Source organism: Roseateles sp. (genome assembly GCF_047654785.1).
GTDB lineage: Bacteria > Pseudomonadota > Gammaproteobacteria > Burkholderiales > Burkholderiaceae_C > Pelomonas.
Genome location: NZ_JASGKQ010000002.1, coordinates 62,813 through 80,136 on the forward strand (window position 1 = coordinate 62,813; position 17,324 = coordinate 80,136).

A 17,324-nucleotide genomic window follows, 5' to 3' on the forward strand; every position below is an offset into this window, starting at 1 on the left:
CAGCCATCAAGGTTGACCGAGATGCTTTGCGAGGAAGCGCTCCATCCGGTTCGCAAAATCGATGCGGGATTCTGGGCGCAGCCAGCTGTGCCCTTCATCCGAGTAAACCACCCACTCCGGTGCATTGCCAACTTTGGCCAACGCATCGCGCATACGTTCGCCATGCTGCAGAGGGACACGCAAATCAGCGCCCCCCATGCCCAGCAGCACCGGCGCTTTGATGCGTGCGGCCTGCTCCACGGGCGAATTTGCGCGCAGCATGGCGGCATCTTTCTCCGGATCGCCCAGCCGTGCGCTCAGCACGTGCTGGCGAGACAGAGCATTGACGTCCGTCTCCACCCAGGAAGAGCCCTGGGCAAGAAGCATCAGATCCGTCACAGCCACCCAGGCCACCCCACAGCGATAAAGCTCTGGATGCCGCATCAAGCCGGCAAAAGTCGCGTAGCCACCATAGCTCGCACCCGCAATACAGGCTCGATCGCTGGCCAGCCCAGATTTCTGCGCCCAGAGCAACGTATCGGCCACGTCGTCCTGCATGGCCTGGCCCCACTGCTTGAATCCTGCCTCCATGAACTTGCGCCCAAAGCCGTCGCTGCCGCGGAACTCAGGTTCAATCACAAGATAACCACGCGAGGCAATAAAGGCCGCATAAGGGCTCCATCCCCAAACACGTCCACGCACGTTCGGCCCCCCATGCACAAGCACGACCGTCAGCAGAGGCTTCTCAGGCTTGGCATTGGGCTTCAGCCCGGGCGGCAGTGTGATCCAGACCGGTAACTCCAGGCCATCGCGCGCCTTGATGCGTTGAAGGTCGACGCGCGGCATGCGTGCTGGGTCGATGCCAAGCATCACCCGACCGACAGACTGCCATGCATCGTCTTTGGCCCGGTACACCAGTACCTGGCCCGGCTCCCGATCCGAGTACGACTGCACGAGTGCCACCATGTCAGGACTGCCGCAACGCCGGCACATGATGCGGTTGATGCGGCCTGGCAAGAGTTTGTCGACCTTCTGCTGGAAAGCCTTTATGCCCGCGTTCAACCACACGGTTTCCTCAGCATCAGTGGTAACGCGGAAGCCAAGCAAGCCCTGGTCCGAACTGATCGCCTGCCCTTCAAAATCGAACCCGGCTGTCACGATCAACGGCTTGGCTTCCGGAGCACCAGTCTTGAAATCAAAGCGCGTCAGCGCCGAGGTTTCCGCCGGGCCCTGACGCTTGGTGACGTACAGAGTTCCGCGATCGTCCACAAACTCGGGCCGGAATGGCATGTCCAACAGGTTTCCCTCGCCGATCTGCATCCAGGTCTCACTGTCAGGCGCCCGATAGAACATCCGCCCCTGCATTTCATCTACGCTGATGGCAACGCGCGGTTGGCCTTTACCATCGAAGAGCCACTGCGCCACCCGGGAGGGCGCCTTCAGGTCGCCGAACGTCTGCACCAGCCCGTTGTTGACATTGACCTGCAGCGGACGCATCGACACCACCTCCCACTGCGCGTTGAATCGGGCTTCACCGACAACGATGGTGTCGTTGGCGGCACCGGCGACGAAATCAGGCACCGCCAACAAGCGATGGAAAGGCGAAAGGCTACGATCGCGAATACGTCCGCCGGAGGCAGCATTTTGCTCACGTCGGATCAATTTCAGCAGGTTGTTGCCATCCCGGTCGACCGCGAACAGACCAGGGGGGTTGTGATAGCTGGAGCCGCTGCCCAACGACAGATCACGAACGCTGAAGAGCAGGCGGTCCTCATTGACCCAGTGCACGTCGACGACATCCAGGTCGTGGATGCGCGCCGCCTGCGTTGGCTTGCCGTTGGGACTCAAGTCAAAGACGAACAGTGCTCGACGGCCGCCAAGCTTGGATGTGGTGATGGCCAGGTAGCGGCCTGATGGGCTGAGCTGCGCTTCCTGAAACTCCGAGGACTGGAAGAACGCGACGACCGGCACGAGAGGCTGAGCGACGGGGGTGGTGGACTGCGCAAACGAGGTGCTGGCGAACGACATCACCAACAGGGTACGCACAACCGATTTTTTGAGCATGATTACTCCCTGATCGCCTTGGCAAAGAGGCGAAGTCCAATAAAAAAGCCCGGCCGAAGCCGGGCTTTGCGACACAACGACAGGGAATCGGCCGCGACCGCTCCCCTGCATGCTCGATCAGAACTGCTGCGTGTAACGCACGAACCAGGAGCGGTCAATCGGCAACTCAGCATTGACCGCCGAAGACGACGAGCCGATGTCGAAGTTGATACGCGGCTTCTTGTCGAAGACGTTGTTCACGCCGACCAGCAGCGTGCCCTTCCAAGGCGTCTTGTAGCTGGCGCTGAGGTCGTTGTAGACCAGAGCCTTCAGCTTATTGAAGCCCGTGCCGCCGCTCCATTCGCCAGTCGGGTTCGAGCAGTACACAGGCGCATCCGGATCCGTATCCCAACAGGTGGTCTTGGTTGCGCTGTAGTAGCGGGTGCCCAAAGTCACGCCGAAATCGCCCATCGTCCAGTCAATGCCAATGTTGGACTTGACGCGGTAGATGTCGTTCTCACCCACAGCCGACAGAGAGAACGGACCCCAGTTCGAGGTGGCTGTACTCTTGACTTCGTACTTCTTGACGTACGTGGTCTCGCTGCGCAGGTTGAAACGGCCCCAGGACGTGGCCGGGAAGCGGTAGCCCACCGACAGGTCGAAACCCTCCGTGCGCAGACCACCCTGATTCACGTTGCCCAGCGCGGCAGCATTCACCTGGCCGGTGGAGTCACGCGTGTGCAGGCCGCACAGTGCCGTCACGTTGTTGACGTAACACTCGTTCAGCAGCGCGCTGGCCGTCACGCCGGTGATGCGGTTCTTGAGCTCGATCAGGTACCAGTCCAGACCAACCGTCAAACCTTGCAGGTAGGACGGGCTGTAAACGAAGCCCAGGGTCTTGGTGGTCGCCGTTTCAGGCTGTAGGAACGAGTTGCCTGCGCCTTGCTGGAACGGATACGGCGACTGGGTGTTCGGCGCGGTGATCGGCAGACCGTTCTGGCCGCGCTGACGGAAATCGGCTGGTACACCTGCAGCCAAGCAGCGAGCCTGGACTTCAGGCGTGTTGGCAGCTGCACCGAAGCGGGTGTCGCAAGGATCAGTGTACGACGCGAAGGACTGCGAGCCACCACCAGCGATGTCATCCAATGTAGGAGCGCGGAAGCCCTCAGCATACGTACCGCGGAGCAGCACGTCCTTGATCGGACGGTACAGCAGGCTACCCTTACTGTTGGTGGTGTTGCCGAAGTTGCTGTAGTCCGAGTAGCGGGTTGCCAAGTTCAGCACCAGCTGTTCAGCGCCAGGAACCCCCTTCAACAGCGGCAGGTTCACTTCGACATAGGCTTCCTTGACGGTGTAGTCGCCAGTCGTCGACTGGCCTGCCAGGTCGGTGCTCAGGCCGTTCTGCTCAAACACGCCCGGCTTGTCGTAGCCTTTCACGTTGCGGCGCTCAAGGCCGGCAGCAGCGGTCATCATGCCGCCAGGCAGCTTCATGATTTCGCCGCTGATGTCAGCCGTCAGGCTCTTGACCGTTGCGCCGTAGGTCGTTACGCCGCGCTGGTTGATGTACTCCAAAGCTTGAGCGGTGGAGGCCGAGGGACCACCGAGGATGTTGAAGGGAACGCACGAGCCAGGGCCGGTGCCCAGCGTGATGGGGGCCGCAGCCGTGCCGCACTGCACGGCGCCCTGAGCATTCATGAAGCTCGGGCCCAAGGCTTTTTTCAGATTGACCAGGTTGATGTTGCCGGAGTTCAGCGCTTCACCCGAAACGTTGCTGTAGTTGACGCCAGCAGACCAAGTCCAAGCACGACCAGCGATGCTCATGTCGCCTTCGAGGGCGGCATCAAAGTGCGTTGTGCGATTGTTGTTCTCTGTCACGCGCGGCAGCTCGGTGATGCGGCGCTGGAAGAAAGCATCCACACCTGCGCCGGCTGCGACACCCACGCCTTGGTTGCCGAACGGATTGTAGTAGCTGTCCTTGTCGATGTAAACCGGGTAAGCCGACTGCGACGTCGACTGCAGCGGGTAGCCAGCGATCTGGCGAACCGAGTTGCGCTCGGCAAACATAGCTGTGGAGCTCAGGCGCATAGAAGGCGACAAGTCCAGCGAGCCATGCGTGAAGAACGATTTCAGCTCCGTCGGAATCGTGAACATCATCTGCTGCGTCGAATTGAACGAATCGTCAGCAGTCGCACCCACATGGTAGTTGGCGATGTCGTTGGAAGCCTGGCCGACGCCTACGCCGTCATAAGAGCCGGTGTGGTTCAGCACATAGGTCGAACCGGTGGCAGCGCCATTGGCCGTGCTGCGTACACGGCCCCAAGGGCCGATGCCCAGACCGCCAGTCTTGAAGTCAGGGCCATAGCTGTAGGCTGTGATGTCGCGATCCTTCGCCCAGACCTCGCCTTGCTTCGAGTAAGTCAGGCCAAACATCAGCGAACCCTTGTCGCCGGACAGGCCGTAGCTCAGGTTGAAGTCGTTGCGCTTACCGTCACCGGCTTCGTTGGCACCCGTCATGACGCTGACGCTGCCTCCATCCAGGGACTTCTTCAAGATAAAGTTGATCACGCCGGCAAGAGCGTCCGAGCCGTAGGCCGAGGAGCCACCGTCCTTCAGCACCTCAATACGCTCGACGAGCGAGGACGGGATGGTCGACAGGTCGGTGAAACCGGCCACGGTCTGCGCCCATCGCTTGCCGTTCACCAACACCAGCAGACGCTGAGAACCGAGGTTGCGGAGATTGGGGTAGTCGCCACCCTGCTCGCGGTTGGAGGCCAAGGTTTGGCCTTTGGAGAAGTCAGGAGTGCCAGCCGACGACAGCTGATTGACGATATCACCGAGCGTGACCAAGCCAGACTTTTGGATGTCTTGTGCGGTCAACTTCAGCACGGGCTGAGCGGTTTCGGCATCAATCTGGCGAATGCGCGAACCCGTGATTTCAATGCGTTCGAGCTTTTCCGACGAGGCTTCTTGTGCCATTGCCGAGACAGCGCTCAGCATACCGATCATCGCCAGCGCAGCTGCGCTACGGGCATTTCTTTTAAACATAACTACTCCTTCGTGAGGACGTTCTCAACGCTTTGTGTTGCGGATAAATTTTGGAAACGCGAATCCCTCGCGGAGAAACGCTCTTTCGCGGCGCGCAGTCTGGCAACAGCAGCCCGTCACGCGGATCGGGGTACACCCCAATAGACCGCCCCAACACTGCCATTGTCGCCAGAACCTAGGGATTTCACCAAGTCGAGTAGGCGTACAGTTGGGTCTGGCCGTTGTCGCGTGACCACACAAATCTGCCCAATGACGTCGGTTATCCGTGTGGACAGGGTGATATGCGTGGGATAGCCAACCCCTAGAATCGCTGCCCTTACTCAATAGGATCAGCGTGGCTGTTTTTTCCGAGGGCGTTGGGCCCGCTGCTAAGCAGCGCTGCGAAACCCTGATCATCGGCGCCGGCCCCGCCGGCAGCGCCTGCGCGCGCGTGCTGGCCCGTGCGGGCGTGGACGTGCTGCTGGTGGACCAGCATCCGCCCGGCCGCGACAAGACTTGTGGTGACGGGCTGATCCCCGACGCGCACCAGGCGCTGGCCCGGCTGGGCATGCTGGACGAGGTCATGCGCCGCGCGCAGCCGGTCAGCCATGTCGGCTGCATCGGCCCGCGCGGCGGGCGCATCGACGTGCCGGGCTCGCTGGCCGTGCTGCCGCGCAGGGAGCTGGATGCGCTGCTGCTGCAGGCCGCGCGCGATGCCGGCGCGCGTTTCGAGCAGATGCGCTTCGAGGCGCCGCTGGAGCGGGACGGCCGCATCGTCGGCGCGCGGCTGAAACGGGGCGACGAGCTCGTCGAGATACCGGCCCGCTGGGTCGTGCTCGCTACCGGCGCCGTCCCGAAGGCGCTGACGGCCGCCGGCATGTGCCAGCGCCACACGCCCAGCGGCGTGGCGCTGCGCGGCTACGTGAAGGCGCCGCAGCTGGCCGGCAGGATCAAGGCGCTGGAAGTGGTGTGGGACAAGGCGGTGCGGCCGGGCTATGGCTGGATCTTCCCGGCCCCGGACGGCCACTTCAACATCGGCGTCGGCGTCACCGATTCGCACAAGGATCTCGGCGGCAAGGGCCGCAAGAAGGACGTCAACCTGCGCGCGATCTTCGACGCCTTCGTCGAGAAATACCCGCCCGCCGCCGAGCTGATGCGTGTCGGCGAACTGGTGGGCGAGCTGAAGGGCGCGCCGCTGCGCTGCACGCTGACCGGCGCGGCGTGGACGCGGCCGGGCCTGCTGGTCACCGGCGAGGCGGCGGGCTCGACCTATTCCTTCACCGGCGAGGGCATCGGCAAGGCGATGGAAACCGGCATGCTGGCCGCCGATGCCATCCTGGCGCACCGCGAGGATGGCCAAGACGGCGACGCCGCCACGCGCGCCACGTACGAGGCCACGCTGACCGCGCTGAAGCCCAAGTTCGACCTCTACGAACGCGCCAACCGCGTCAACGCCCACCCCTGGCTGGCCGACCTGCTGATCTGGCGCGCGAAAAAGAGCCCGCGACTGCTGCAGCGCATGAGCGGCGTGCTCAACGAGACCAGCAACCCGGGCAACCTGGTCAGCGTGAAGGGGCTGACCCGGCTGTTCTTCGAATAGCGGTCAGACCCGCTCGACGACGAGCGCGATCCCCTGGCCCACGCCGATGCACATGGTGCACAGCGCGTAGCGGCCGCCGCTCGCTTCCAGCTGGTTGACGGCCGTCGTCACCAGGCGTGCGCCGCTGGCGCCGAGCGGGTGGCCCAGCGCGATGGCGCCGCCGTTCGGGTTCACGCGGGCGTCGTCGTCGGCCAGGCCCAGGTCGCGCAGCACGGCCAGGCCCTGGGCGGCAAAGGCCTCGTTCAGTTCGATGACGTCCATCTGCGCCAGCGTCAGGCCGGTCAGCGCCAGCACCTTGCGCGTCGCCGGCGCGGGGCCGATGCCCATGATGCGCGGCGCCACGCCGGCCGTGGCCATGCCGACGACGCGGGCGCGCGGCGTCAGGCCATGGCGCGCGGCGTCATGCTCGCTGGCCAGCAGCAGCGCGCAGGCGCCGTCGTTGACGCCGCTGGCGTTGCCGGCCGTCACCGTGCCGTCGGGCCTGACGACGCCCTTCAGCTTCGCCAGCGCCTCCAGGCTGGTGTCGCGCGGATGCTCGTCCAGCGCCACGCGCAGCGGCTCGCCCTTCTTCTGCGGCACGTCCACGGGCACGATCTCGCGCGCGAAGAAGCCGCGCTGCTGCGCCGCGAGGGCCTTGTGCTGCGAGGCCAGCGCCATGCGGTCCTGCGCCTCGCGCTCGATGCCGAAATCGGTGGCGACGTTCTCGGCCGTCTCGGGCATGGCGTCCACGCCGTACTGGGCCTTCATCAGCCTGTTGACGAAGCGCCAGCCGATGGTGGTGTCGTAGACGGCGTTGGCGCGGCTGAAGGCGCTCTCGGCCTTCGGCATCACGAAGGGCGCGCGGCTCATGCTCTCCACGCCGCCGGCGATCATCAGCCCCGCCTCGCCGGCGCGGATCGCGCGCGCCGCAGTGCCGACGGCGTCCAGCCCCGAGCCGCACAGGCGGTTCACCGTGCAGCCGGGCACCTCCTGCGGCAGGCCGGCCAGCAGCGCGGCCATGCGGGCGACGTTGCGGTTGTCCTCGCCGGCCTGGTTGGCGCAGCCGTAGATGACGTCTTCCACCGCCGCCCAGTCCACGCCGGGGTTGCGCGCCATCAGCGCCTTCAGCGGCAGCGCGCCGAGGTCGTCGGCGCGGATGGTGGACAGCGCGCCGCCGTAGCGGCCGAAGGGCGTGCGGATGGCGTCGCAGATGAAGGCTTCAGTCATCGGAGGTAGGGCGACACGCGGTAGCGCTCGCCTCGGTGGTGGTGGTCGAGTCGGTCCAGCAGCGCGGCGACGGCCGGCGCGCCCCAGGCGGCCAGCCACTCGAACGGGCCGGCCGGGTAGTTGACGCCCAGCTTCATCGCCGCGTCGGCACCGGCCTCGTCGCAGACGCCCTGCTGCACGGCGTCCGCCGCTTCGTTGATCAGCATGGCGACGGTGCGCGCGACGACGAGGCCCGGCACGTCGGCCATGGCGCGCGGCGTCAGCCCCAGCACGGCCAGCCAGGCGGCGGTGCCGGCATCGCCGGCAAAGGCGATGTCGCCGGCGGCGGCCAGCGGCAGGTCGAACACGGCGCCGCCGGCGCCCAGCTCGGCGGCGCGGCGGCCATCGGTCAGGCACAGCGGGCGGCCGTCGACGTCCAGGCCGGTCCAGTCGCTGTCCGGCTCACGCGGCGTGTCGGGCAGCGCGGCGGCGAAGCGCTCGGCCACCGGGCCGCGGCCGTGCACGACGACCCGGGCCGCCCGCGGCGCGGCGGCCGCTGCGGCGGCCGGCAGCGCCGGTGCGCCCTCGGGGTAGCGGTAGAAGCCGCGCCCGCTCTTGCGGCCCAGGAAGCCGGCATCCACCAGCTCCTGCTGCACCAGCGAGGGCGTGAAGCGCCGGTCGAAGAAGTTGGCCGCGAACACCGATTGCGTCACCGCGAAGTTGGTGTCGTGGCCGATCAGGTCCATCAGTTCGCAGGGGCCCATGCGGAACCCGGCGGCGCGCAGGCAGGCGTCGATCAGCTCGGGCGCGGCGGCGCGCTCCTGCAGCAGCATCAGCGCCTCGGCGTAATACGGCCGGGCGATGCGGTTGACGATGAAGCCCGGCGTGGAGCGCGCATGCACCGGCGTCTTGCCCCAGCGCGCGGCGAGCGCGAACACGGCCTGCGCGACGGCGGCGTCGGTGCCCAGGCCGGAGACGACCTCGACGAGCTTCATCAGCGGCACCGGGTTGAAGAAGTGCATGCCGACCAGCCGCTCCGGCCGGCGCATGCCGCGCGCCAGCGCCGTCACGGAGATGGACGAGGTGTTGGTGGCGATGACGGCGGCGTCGGGCAGCAGCGCCTCCAACTCGGCGAACAGCGCGCGCTTCACGTCCAGGTTCTCGACGATGGCCTCGACGACGAGGTCCACGTCGCCGGCCAGCGCCGCGGCCGGCGTGATGCGCGCCAGCGTGGCGGCCACGGCGTCGGCGGTCAGCCGGCCCTTGGCGGCGAGGCCGTCCAGCGTCTGCGCGAGCTTGGCCTTGGCGGCCTCGGCGGCGCCGGCGCGGGCGTCGAACAGCTGCACGGCATGGCCGGCCTGGGCGGCCACCTGGGCGATGCCGGCGCCCATCAGGCCGGCGCCGACGACGAGGACGCGGGCCTGGGAGAGATCGAGGGTCATGGGGCGGGTTTCCAGTTCGGCGCGCGCTTGGCCAGGAAGGCGGCAAAGCCTTCGCGCGCCTCGGGCGTGGCGCGCACGCGGGCGATGGTCTGCGCGGTCAGCTCGCGCACGTCGGCGCTCAGCGGGCCGGGGGCCAGCCGCGCATAGAGTTGCTTGATTTCGGCTTGCGCCTGCGGGCCGCAGGCGAGCAGGTCGGCGAGCAGGGCGTCCACCGCCGCGTCCAGGCCCTCGGCCGGCGCCACGCGCTGCACCAGGCCCACGCGCTCGGCCTCGGGCGCGCCGATGCGGGCGGCCGTCAGCGCCAGGCGCCGCGCTTCGCGCAGGCCCACGGCATTGACGAGATGGGGCGCGATGACGGCCGGCAGGATGCCCATGCGCGCCTCGCTGACCGAGAAGCTCGCGGTGTCGGCCGCGACGGCCATGTCGCAGGCGCACACCAGGCCCACGCCGCCGCCCAGCGCCGCGCCCTGCACGCGGGCCAGCGTGGGCTTGGGGCATTCGGCGATGCGCGCCAGCATGGCGGCGAAGCGGCGCGCGTCGGCGAGGTTGTCATCCTGCGACGCGGCCGCGGCGCGCTGCATCCATTGCAGGTCGGCCCCGGCGCTGAAATGTTTGCCAGCGCCGGCCAGCACGATGGCGCGCACGCCGGCCTCGCCGCCGAGCTGCGCGAAGGCGGCGTCCAGCTCGGCGATCAGCGTCTCGTCGAAAGCATTGAACACGGCGGGCCGGTTCATCGTCAGCACGGCCACGCCGTCGGCGCGGCGCTGCAGGTCGAGGGAGGTCCAGGGCATGCAACCATTCTTGCACCGGGGCCCGCCCGGCCGCTGTCACCGCCGTTCAGCCGCCCGGCCCGCCATTCGCCGCATCGCGCGGCCGGCGGCGCGGGCCGGCTCCTAGACTGCCCGCCATGTCCACGCCCTCCGCTCCGCGCTCCTGGCTCTCCTGCGACTGGTCGCAGTGGCTCTACCCCGGTCCGCGCCGCGTCTTCACGCCCGACGAGATGGCGCGCGCCGGCATGCAGCCCTGGCCGAAAGGCATGGACCAGTACCTCTACGTCAACCTCATCCTGCTGCTGGCCGTCACCACACAGGCCCAGCGGCAGTTCGCGTGGATGTGGCCGGCCGTGCTGGGCCTGGGCTGGCTGGCGCTGGCCGTGGCGCGCTGGCTGTGGCGCTCGCCCACGGCGCGGCGGCTGAACCTGGCCTGCTATATCGCCGGCTTCGTCGTGGCCGGCGCGGGCGTGCTGGCCGTCAAGTCCGGCTGGCGCGACGAGACACGGGCCCAACTGCCGTTGGCGCTGGCCATCATGACCTCGGTGCTGTTCGCCTGGTGGCTGCTGACGCTGTTCCGCGTCCAGCAGATCGAAGCCCGCCTGCGCGAACTGGCCGACCAGGACGCCGCGCTGCGCCTGTCCACGCGCCTGGCCGCCGCGCAGATCCAGCCGCATTTCCTGTTCAACACGCTGGCCTCGCTGCAGCACTGGGTGGACACCGGCGATGCCCGCGCCGCGCCGCTGCTGCGCGACTTCACGGCCTATCTGCGCGCGACGCTGCCGATGTTCGAGCGCGAGCTGCAGCCGCTGGCCGACGAGGTCGGCATGGTGCGGCGCTACCTGGCCATCATGCAGGCGCGGCTGGGTGCGCGGCTGAGCTTCGCGATCGACGTGCCCGAGGGCCTGGACGCCACACTGCCGCCCGGCCTGCTGCTGACGCTGGTGGAGAACGCCATCGCCCATGGCATCGAGCCGCAGCTGCGCGGCGGCCACGTCGGCATCGCCGCGCGACGCGACGCGGGCCGCCTCGTGCTGACCGTGCGCGACGACGGCGCCGGCCTCGCGCCCGGCTGGACCGAGGGCGTCGGCCTGGCCAACACGCGCCGCCGGCTGCTGAGCGCCTTTCCCGCCGCCACGCTGACCCTCGCCGACGCCGCCCCCGGCTGCACCGCCACCCTGACCCTGCCCGACTGACCATGCCCACCCCCTTCACCGCGCTGATCGCCGACGACGAGGACGCCCCCCGCGAACAGCTGCGCGCCGCGCTGGCGCGCCTGTGGCCCGAGCTGGACCTCGTGGCCGCCAGCGCCAACGGCGCCGAAGCCTGGGACGACTGCCTGGCCCATGAGCCCGACATCGCCTTCCTCGACATCCGCATGCCGGGCCTCACCGGGCTGGAGGTGGCGCGCCGCCTGGCCGCGCTGGCCGCGCCGCCGCTGATCGTCTTCGTCACCGCCTTCGACGACCATGCCCTCGCCGCCTTCGATGCCGGCGCGGTGGACTATGTGCTCAAGCCCGTAGACGACATCCGCCTCGCCCAGGCGCTGGCGCGGCTGCGCGCGCGGCTCGCGCAGGCCGCCCCCGCGCCGGACGCCGCCGCGCTGCAGCAGTTGCTGGCCCGGCTCGCACCGCCGCCGCGCCCGGCGCCGCGGCCCATCCAGGCCGGCGTGGGCCGCGAGGTGCACCTGATCCCCGCCGACGAGGTCATCTACTTCGAGGCCGACCAGCGCTACACCCGCGTCGTGCACCACGGCGGCGAGGCGCTGATCCGCACGCCGCTGCGCGAGCTGCTGACCCAGCTGGACCCGGAGCAGTTCTGGCAGATCCACCGCAGCGTGCTCGTCAACAGCCGCTGCATCGCCCGCGCGGTGCGCGTGGACGAAGGCAGCATGGTGCTCACGCTGCGCGGGCGCGACGACAGGCTGCCGGTATCGCGCCAGTTCCAGGCGCTGTTCAAGGGGCAGTGACCTGGCGCTTCCAGGTTCGCAAAAACATCCGCACCACATAGATAAAAGTGTTTCAATTCAACGGAATGAACAACCTTTCAGGTACGCAAATTTGCCTGCACTCTATAACGCGCCACACCCGTTCGAGCCGCTGCTGCCGCGCGAAAGCGCGCTGGAGCCGCTGCTGGCCCAGGCCCATGACCTGAGCACCGCCGCGCTGGCCCTGGTGGGCCGGCCCATGCCCGACGAGCTGCGCGGGCTGCTGCGGGCAATGAACTCCTACTACTCCAACCGCATTGAGGGCCAGCACACCCGGCCGCTCGAACTCGAGCAGGCGCTGCGGCACGACTTCTCGGCCGACGCCCGGCTGGCCGCCCGCCAGCGCCTGGCGCTGGCCCACATCGACGCCGAAGCCGCGCTGGAGCCCCGCTTCGTCGGCGACGGCGGCCTGCACGCCCTCTACACCCAGGCCGGGCTGAGCGCGCTGCACCGCGAGCTGTTCGCGCGCCTGCCCGACGCCGACCAGCGCACCGACGAAGGCCAGGCCATCACGCCCGGCGCGCTGCGCACCCGTGAAGTGCAGGTGGGCCGCCATGTGGCGCCGCAGGCCAGCAGCCTGCCCGGGCTGATCACGCGCTGGGGCCAGGCCTATTCGGGCGTGCGCCGCGGCGAGGCCACGCTGGTGGCGCTGGCGGCCGCGCACCAGCGGCTGGGCTGGATCCACCCCTTCGTCGACGGCAATGGCCGCGTGATGCGGCTGCACACCCACCTGGCCCTGGGCGCGCTGGGCTACACGCGCGGCTTGTGGTCGCCGCTGCGGGGCTTTGCGCGCAGCGTGGACCGCTACTACGGCCTGATCGCCGCCGCCGACGAGCCGCGCCGGGGCGACCTGGACGGCCGCGGCAATCTCAGCGAGGCCGCGCTGGTGGACTGGATCGCCTATGTGCTGGACACCTGCCTCGACCAGGTGCGCTTCATGGCCGGGCTGCTGCAGCTGCCCGACATGGAAGGCCGCCTGGCCGCCTGCCTCAACTTCGAGCAAACCTCGCGCAAGAGCGGCGTGCGCATCGAGGCGCTGCGGCCGCTGCACTACCTGTTCCTGAGCGGCACGGCGCTGGAGCGCGGCGAGTTCAAACGCATGACGGGCCTGGGCGAGCGCACCGCCGTGAACCTGCTGGGCGCGCTGCTCAAACGCGGCCTGCTGGCCAGCGACTCACCGCAGGGCCGCGTGCGCTTCGGCCTGCCGCTGCATGCGCTGCGCTTCTACTTCCCGGCGCTGTGGCCGGAAGCCGAGGCGGACGTCGCGCAGGCCGGCGGCTGAATTCACCCCACCGGCCGCTCGCTCTCCTGCGCCGCGATCACCGCCTCGCGCCACAGCCGCGCCGGGATGAAGGTGCGCAGCTGCTCCATCGCCTTGGCGATCAGCGCCGGATGCAGGCCATGGTCCAGGTGGGGCAGCAGGTCGGCCGTCACGTCGGCGCCCAGCGCCACCAGCGCCTGCGCGGCGTCCACCACGTGGCGGTACGGAAAGCGCTGGTCCGCCAGGCCGTGCAGCAGGTGCACGCAGACCTCCTGCGGCGCATGCCCGGGGCGCGACAGATAGCCGCCGGCAAACGCCAGCACGCGGCCCGCCAGCGCCGGCTCGGCCTGCACCGCCTCCAGCGCCAGCAGCGCGCCGTCGCCCACGCCGGCCAGCGCCACGCGCTGCCAGGGCAACTCCAGCCGGGCCGCCTCCAAGCGCAGGCGCTCGACCAGTGGCGGCAGCGCGGCGGCCAGGCCGTCCGGGCTGGGCGCCTCGCCGGCCCACCAGCGGCAGCGCCCCTCGGCATCGCGCAGCGGTGGGCGCAGCTGCAGCGCCATGGCCTGCGGATACTGGGCCTGCAGCGCCGCGGCCAGCGGCGCCAGCGTGTCGGGGCCGTCGGGGGCCAGGCCGCCGTCGGGCAGCAGCACGAACAGCAGGTCGGCCGGCTGCGGATCAAGGGCTTCGGTCATGGCCGGATTGTCGGCCCACCCCCACCAAAGCCCCCCAAAATCGAAACGCGGCACGCCAGCGCGGCAGCAACGCCTCCCGCCCCCGGCCGCACCCACCCAAGCGGGAATCCCCATCCATGAAGGCCGGCAAGCCCGCGCAACCCCATCGCCCGTCCCGCCTGCGCCGCGCCGAACTGGCCCTGGCCGGGCTGCTGCTGCTCGTCCTTGCGCTGGACCTCGCATTCCCGCTGCCCCGGCCCGCCGCCACCTCGCCGACGCTGACGGTGCTGGCCGCCGACGGCACGCCGCTGCGCAGCTGGGCCGGCGACGACGGCGCCCAGCGCCAGCCGACCACGCCCGACGCCCTGTCGCCGCGCTACCTGGAGGCGCTGCTGGCCTACGAGGACCGCGCGTTCTACTGGCACCCGGGCGTCAACCCGGTGGCGCTGGCGCGGGCCGCCTGGCAGTGGGCGCGGCAGGGGCGCATCGTGTCCGGCGGCTCCACGCTGACGATGCAGGTGGCGCGCCTGGTCGACGGCCGGGCCGCCGGGCGCAGCATCCCCGCCAAGCTGCGCCAGATCGCCCGCGCGCTGCAGCTGGAGCTGCACCTGAGCAAGCGCGAGATCCTGTCGCTCTACGTCAACCTCGCGCCCATGGGCGGCCCGCTGCAGGGCGTGGAGACGGCCAGCCGCGCCTACCTGGGCAAGAGCGCGGCGGAGCTCTCGCAGGCCGAGGCCGCGCTGCTCGTCGCGCTGCCGCAGTCGCCCACGCGGCTGCGGCCGGACCGCGCCGTGCAGGCTGCCCAGGCCGCCCGCGACAAGGTGCTCGCGCGCATGCAGGCGCTGGGCGTCTGGCGCGCCACCGACGTGGCCGACGCCCGGCTGGAGCGCGTCTTCGCGCCGCCGCTGCGCGCGCGCTGGCTGGCGCCGCTGGCGGCCGAGCGGCTGCGCCAGCAGGCCCGCCGCCGCGGCGAGGCGCCCGCCTTCATCCAGACCACGCTGGACGCCGCGCTGCAGGCCCGCCTGGAGCAGCTGCTGGCGGACCGCCTCCACACGCTGCCCGACGCCGCGTCCCTGGCCGCGCTGGTGGTGGACAACCGCACGCTGGCGGTGCACGGCTACGCCGGCTCGGCGGACTTCACCGACGCCCGCCGCGGCGCGCACGTGGACATGGTGCGCCGCCTGCGCTCGCCCGGCTCCACGCTCAAGCCCTTCCTGTACGCGATGGCGCTGGACGAGGGCCTCGTCCACTCCGAGAGCCTGCTCATCGACGCGCCGCAGAACTTCGGCGGCTATGCGCCGGGCAACTTCCAGGCGGACTTCTCCGGGCCGGTCAGCGTCAGCGAGGCCCTGCAGCGCTCGCTCAACGTGCCCGCCGTGGACCTGCTGGAACGCCTCGGCCCCGAGCGCTTCGCCGGCCGGCTGCGGCATGCGGGCGTCAGGCTGCGCATGGCGGCCGACGCGGCGCCCAACCTGAGCCTCATCCTCGGCGGCGGCAGCACCTCGCTGGAGGAGCTCGTCGGCGCCTACACGGCGCTCGCGCGCGGCGGCCTCGCCGGGCGGCCGCGGCTGCTGCCGGACGAGCCCGTCCGCGAGGCCCGGCTGATGAGCGAGGGCGCGGCCTTCATCGTGCGCGAGATCCTGGAGCACGGCGGCCGCCCCGGCAGCCCGTTCCGCGAGGGCAGCCAGCGCGTCGCGTGGAAGACCGGCACGAGCTTCGGCTTCCGCGACGCCTGGGCGCTGGGCGTCACGGACCGCTACACCTTCGGCGTCTGGGTCGGCCGGCCCGACGGCACGCCCAACCCCGGCCACTTCGGCGCCAACACGGCGGCCCCGCTGCTGCGCGACCTCGCCGCCGCGCTCGGCCCCGAGGGCGCGTCCCCCCAGGCCCGCCAGCAGCTCGCCCCGCGCCGCCAGCCCGCCAGCGTGCGCGCCGTGCCCATCTGCTGGCCGCTGGGCGCAGCGCAGGCCGAGACCCCGCCCGGCCACTGCCTGCAGCGCCGCAGCGCCTGGACGCTGGACGGCGCCACGCCGCCCACGCTGCCCGACCGGCTGCGGCCCGCCGCCGGCCTCGTCGAAGCCGCATGGACCGACGGCGCCGAACGCGTGGCCCCCGGCTGCCTGCGCCACGCCGGGCGCACCACCCGGCACGACGTCGCCCGCTGGCCGACGCTGCTGCTGCCCTTCCTCGACCCCGCGCTGCGCGACCCCGTGGACCGGCTGCCCTGGCGCCCCGGCTGCGCGCCGGCCACGCCGCAGGGCGGTGCGCTGCGCATCGTCGGCCTGGAGCCCGGCAGCGTGCTGCGCGCCGCGCCGGGCCAGCGGCAGATCCCGCTGCGCGTGCAGGCCGTGGGCGCCCGCGCCGGGCTGACCTGGCTGCTGGACGGCCAGTTCGCCGGCGGCAGCGACCGGCCCGACGCGGTGCAGCGCCTCACGCTCAGCCGCGACGGCGCCCATGCGCTGACCGCGCTGGACGGCCAGGGCCGCTGGGCGCGCGTGGACTTCGAGGTGCGGGTGCCGCCGCCGCTTCGTTAAGCTGCCGCCACCCCCGCAGGACATGACGCCATGAACGAATCCCTGATCTGGATGCTGGCCGGCCTTTTCGCCGCCGGTGTCGCCGCCTTCCTGCTGTGGCTGGGCCGCCGCCGGCAGCAACGCGCGCGCGCCGCCGCCGCGCAGCGCGAGGCCCAGCGCCTGGCGCTGGAGCAGGCCGAGCACGCCGCCCGCGCGCAGCGCGAGGCCGCCGCCCAGGCGCTGGCGGCCGAACGGGCCCGCGCCGAGGCCGAGGCCCAGGCCGCCCGCGATGCCGAAGCGCGCGCCGAAACCGCACGGCAGGCCGAGGCCCGCCAGGCCGCCGAGCGCGAGGCTGCCGAACGCCTGGCCCGCGACCAGGCCCTGCGCGACGCCGAGGCCCGGGCCGCCGCCGTCCCCGCCGCCGCGGCGCCCACCCGCGAGCTGCGCGCCGACGAGACCCTGGTGCTGGTCGCCGACGACTCCAAGATCGTGCGCGTCAAGATCAGCCGCCTGCTGGCGGCCCAGGGCTACCGCGTGGCGCTGGCCGACAGCGGCGAACAGGCGCTCGCGCTGCTGGCCGCCGAGCGCCCGCACCTGCTGATCACCGACGTCGAGATGCCCGGCATCGACGGCTTCGAGCTGACCCGCCAGGTGCGCGCCACGCCGGCCACGGCCACGCTGCCGGTGGTCATGATCACCTCGTCCGACGACAAGCACGACGAAGCCCGCGCGGCCGGCGTCACGCAGCTGCTGGGCAAGCCCTACCCGGAGGAAGCGCTGGTCGCCGCCATCGAGCAGGCGCGCCTGGCCGTGCACCTGCCGGCCTGATCCCTCCCCCCCCCGAAGCCA

Annotated in this window: 12 protein-coding genes; 6 read left to right on the forward strand and 6 right to left on the reverse strand. The window is 70.4% G+C overall.

What is annotated here, in order from left to right:
* Positions 1-6 precede the first annotated feature (6 nt).
* Positions 7-2,043 (reverse strand): alpha/beta hydrolase family protein, encoded by a 2,037-nt coding sequence (locus QM788_RS04975; protein WP_415660378.1) that lies wholly within the window; start codon positions 2,041-2,043, stop codon positions 7-9.
* Positions 2,044-2,160: 117 nt separating this feature from the next.
* Positions 2,161-5,028, reverse strand: coding sequence for a TonB-dependent receptor domain-containing protein (locus QM788_RS04980; protein WP_415660379.1), 2,868 nt, complete (start codon positions 5,026-5,028; stop codon positions 2,161-2,163).
* Positions 5,029-5,401: 373 nt separating this feature from the next.
* On the opposite strand from QM788_RS04980, the gene QM788_RS04985 reads away from it, so the two are divergent.
* Positions 5,402-6,646 carry an NAD(P)/FAD-dependent oxidoreductase gene (locus QM788_RS04985; RefSeq protein WP_415660380.1) on the forward strand — a complete coding sequence of 415 codons (1,245 nt, stop codon included), beginning with the start codon at positions 5,402-5,404 and terminating at the stop codon, positions 6,644-6,646.
* Between the two features lie 3 nt (positions 6,647-6,649).
* On the opposite strand, the gene pcaF is transcribed toward QM788_RS04985, so the two are convergent.
* The 3 genes from pcaF to QM788_RS05000 are packed head-to-tail and all read right to left on the reverse strand — an operon-like array spanning position 6,650 to position 10,064.
* Positions 6,650-7,852: a 3-oxoadipyl-CoA thiolase gene (gene pcaF, locus QM788_RS04990; protein WP_415660381.1), complete on the reverse strand. Its 1,203-nt coding sequence runs from the start codon at positions 7,850-7,852 to the stop codon at positions 6,650-6,652.
* Positions 7,849-9,273 carry a 3-hydroxyacyl-CoA dehydrogenase NAD-binding domain-containing protein gene (locus QM788_RS04995; RefSeq protein ID WP_415660382.1) on the reverse strand — a complete coding sequence of 475 codons (1,425 nt, stop codon included), beginning with the start codon at positions 9,271-9,273 and terminating at the stop codon, positions 7,849-7,851. Before QM788_RS04995 ends, pcaF begins: the two co-directional genes overlap by 4 nt.
* On the reverse strand, positions 9,270-10,064 hold the full coding sequence (locus QM788_RS05000; RefSeq protein WP_415660383.1) for an enoyl-CoA hydratase-related protein: 795 nt from the start codon (positions 10,062-10,064) through the stop codon (positions 9,270-9,272). Before QM788_RS05000 ends, QM788_RS04995 begins: the two co-directional genes overlap by 4 nt.
* A 116-nt stretch (positions 10,065-10,180) precedes the next feature.
* Between QM788_RS05000 and QM788_RS05005 the strand changes: the two genes are divergently transcribed.
* The 3 genes from QM788_RS05005 to QM788_RS05015 all read left to right on the forward strand — a co-directional run bounded on the left by QM788_RS05005 (position 10,181) and on the right by QM788_RS05015 (position 13,312).
* A complete protein-coding gene (locus QM788_RS05005) occupies positions 10,181-11,239 on the forward strand; it encodes a sensor histidine kinase (RefSeq protein ID WP_415660384.1) in 1,059 nt (352 codons plus the stop codon).
* 2 nt (positions 11,240-11,241) lie between these two features.
* Positions 11,242-12,012 carry a LytR/AlgR family response regulator transcription factor gene (locus tag QM788_RS05010; RefSeq protein ID WP_415660385.1) on the forward strand — a complete coding sequence of 257 codons (771 nt, stop codon included), beginning with the start codon at positions 11,242-11,244 and terminating at the stop codon, positions 12,010-12,012.
* Between the two features lie 91 nt (positions 12,013-12,103).
* The gene (locus QM788_RS05015) at positions 12,104-13,312 is read left to right on the forward strand and encodes a Fic family protein (RefSeq protein WP_415660386.1); all 1,209 of its coding nucleotides are present in this window, start codon (positions 12,104-12,106) and stop codon (positions 13,310-13,312) included.
* A 2-nt stretch (positions 13,313-13,314) separates the two neighbouring features.
* Here the strand turns inward: QM788_RS05015 and QM788_RS05020 are convergent, their stop codons facing one another.
* On the reverse strand, positions 13,315-13,983 hold the full coding sequence (locus tag QM788_RS05020; protein ID WP_415660387.1) for an esterase: 669 nt from the start codon (positions 13,981-13,983) through the stop codon (positions 13,315-13,317).
* Positions 13,984-14,099: 116 nt separating this feature from the next.
* Between QM788_RS05020 and pbpC the strand changes: the two genes are divergently transcribed.
* A complete protein-coding gene (gene pbpC / locus QM788_RS05025; RefSeq protein WP_415660388.1) occupies positions 14,100-16,496 on the forward strand; it encodes a penicillin-binding protein 1C in 2,397 nt (798 codons plus the stop codon).
* 30 nt (positions 16,497-16,526) lie between these two features.
* Positions 16,527-17,303 (forward strand): response regulator, encoded by a 777-nt coding sequence (locus QM788_RS05030; protein ID WP_415660389.1) that lies wholly within the window; start codon positions 16,527-16,529, stop codon positions 17,301-17,303.
* Positions 17,304-17,324: the final 21 nt, after the last annotated feature.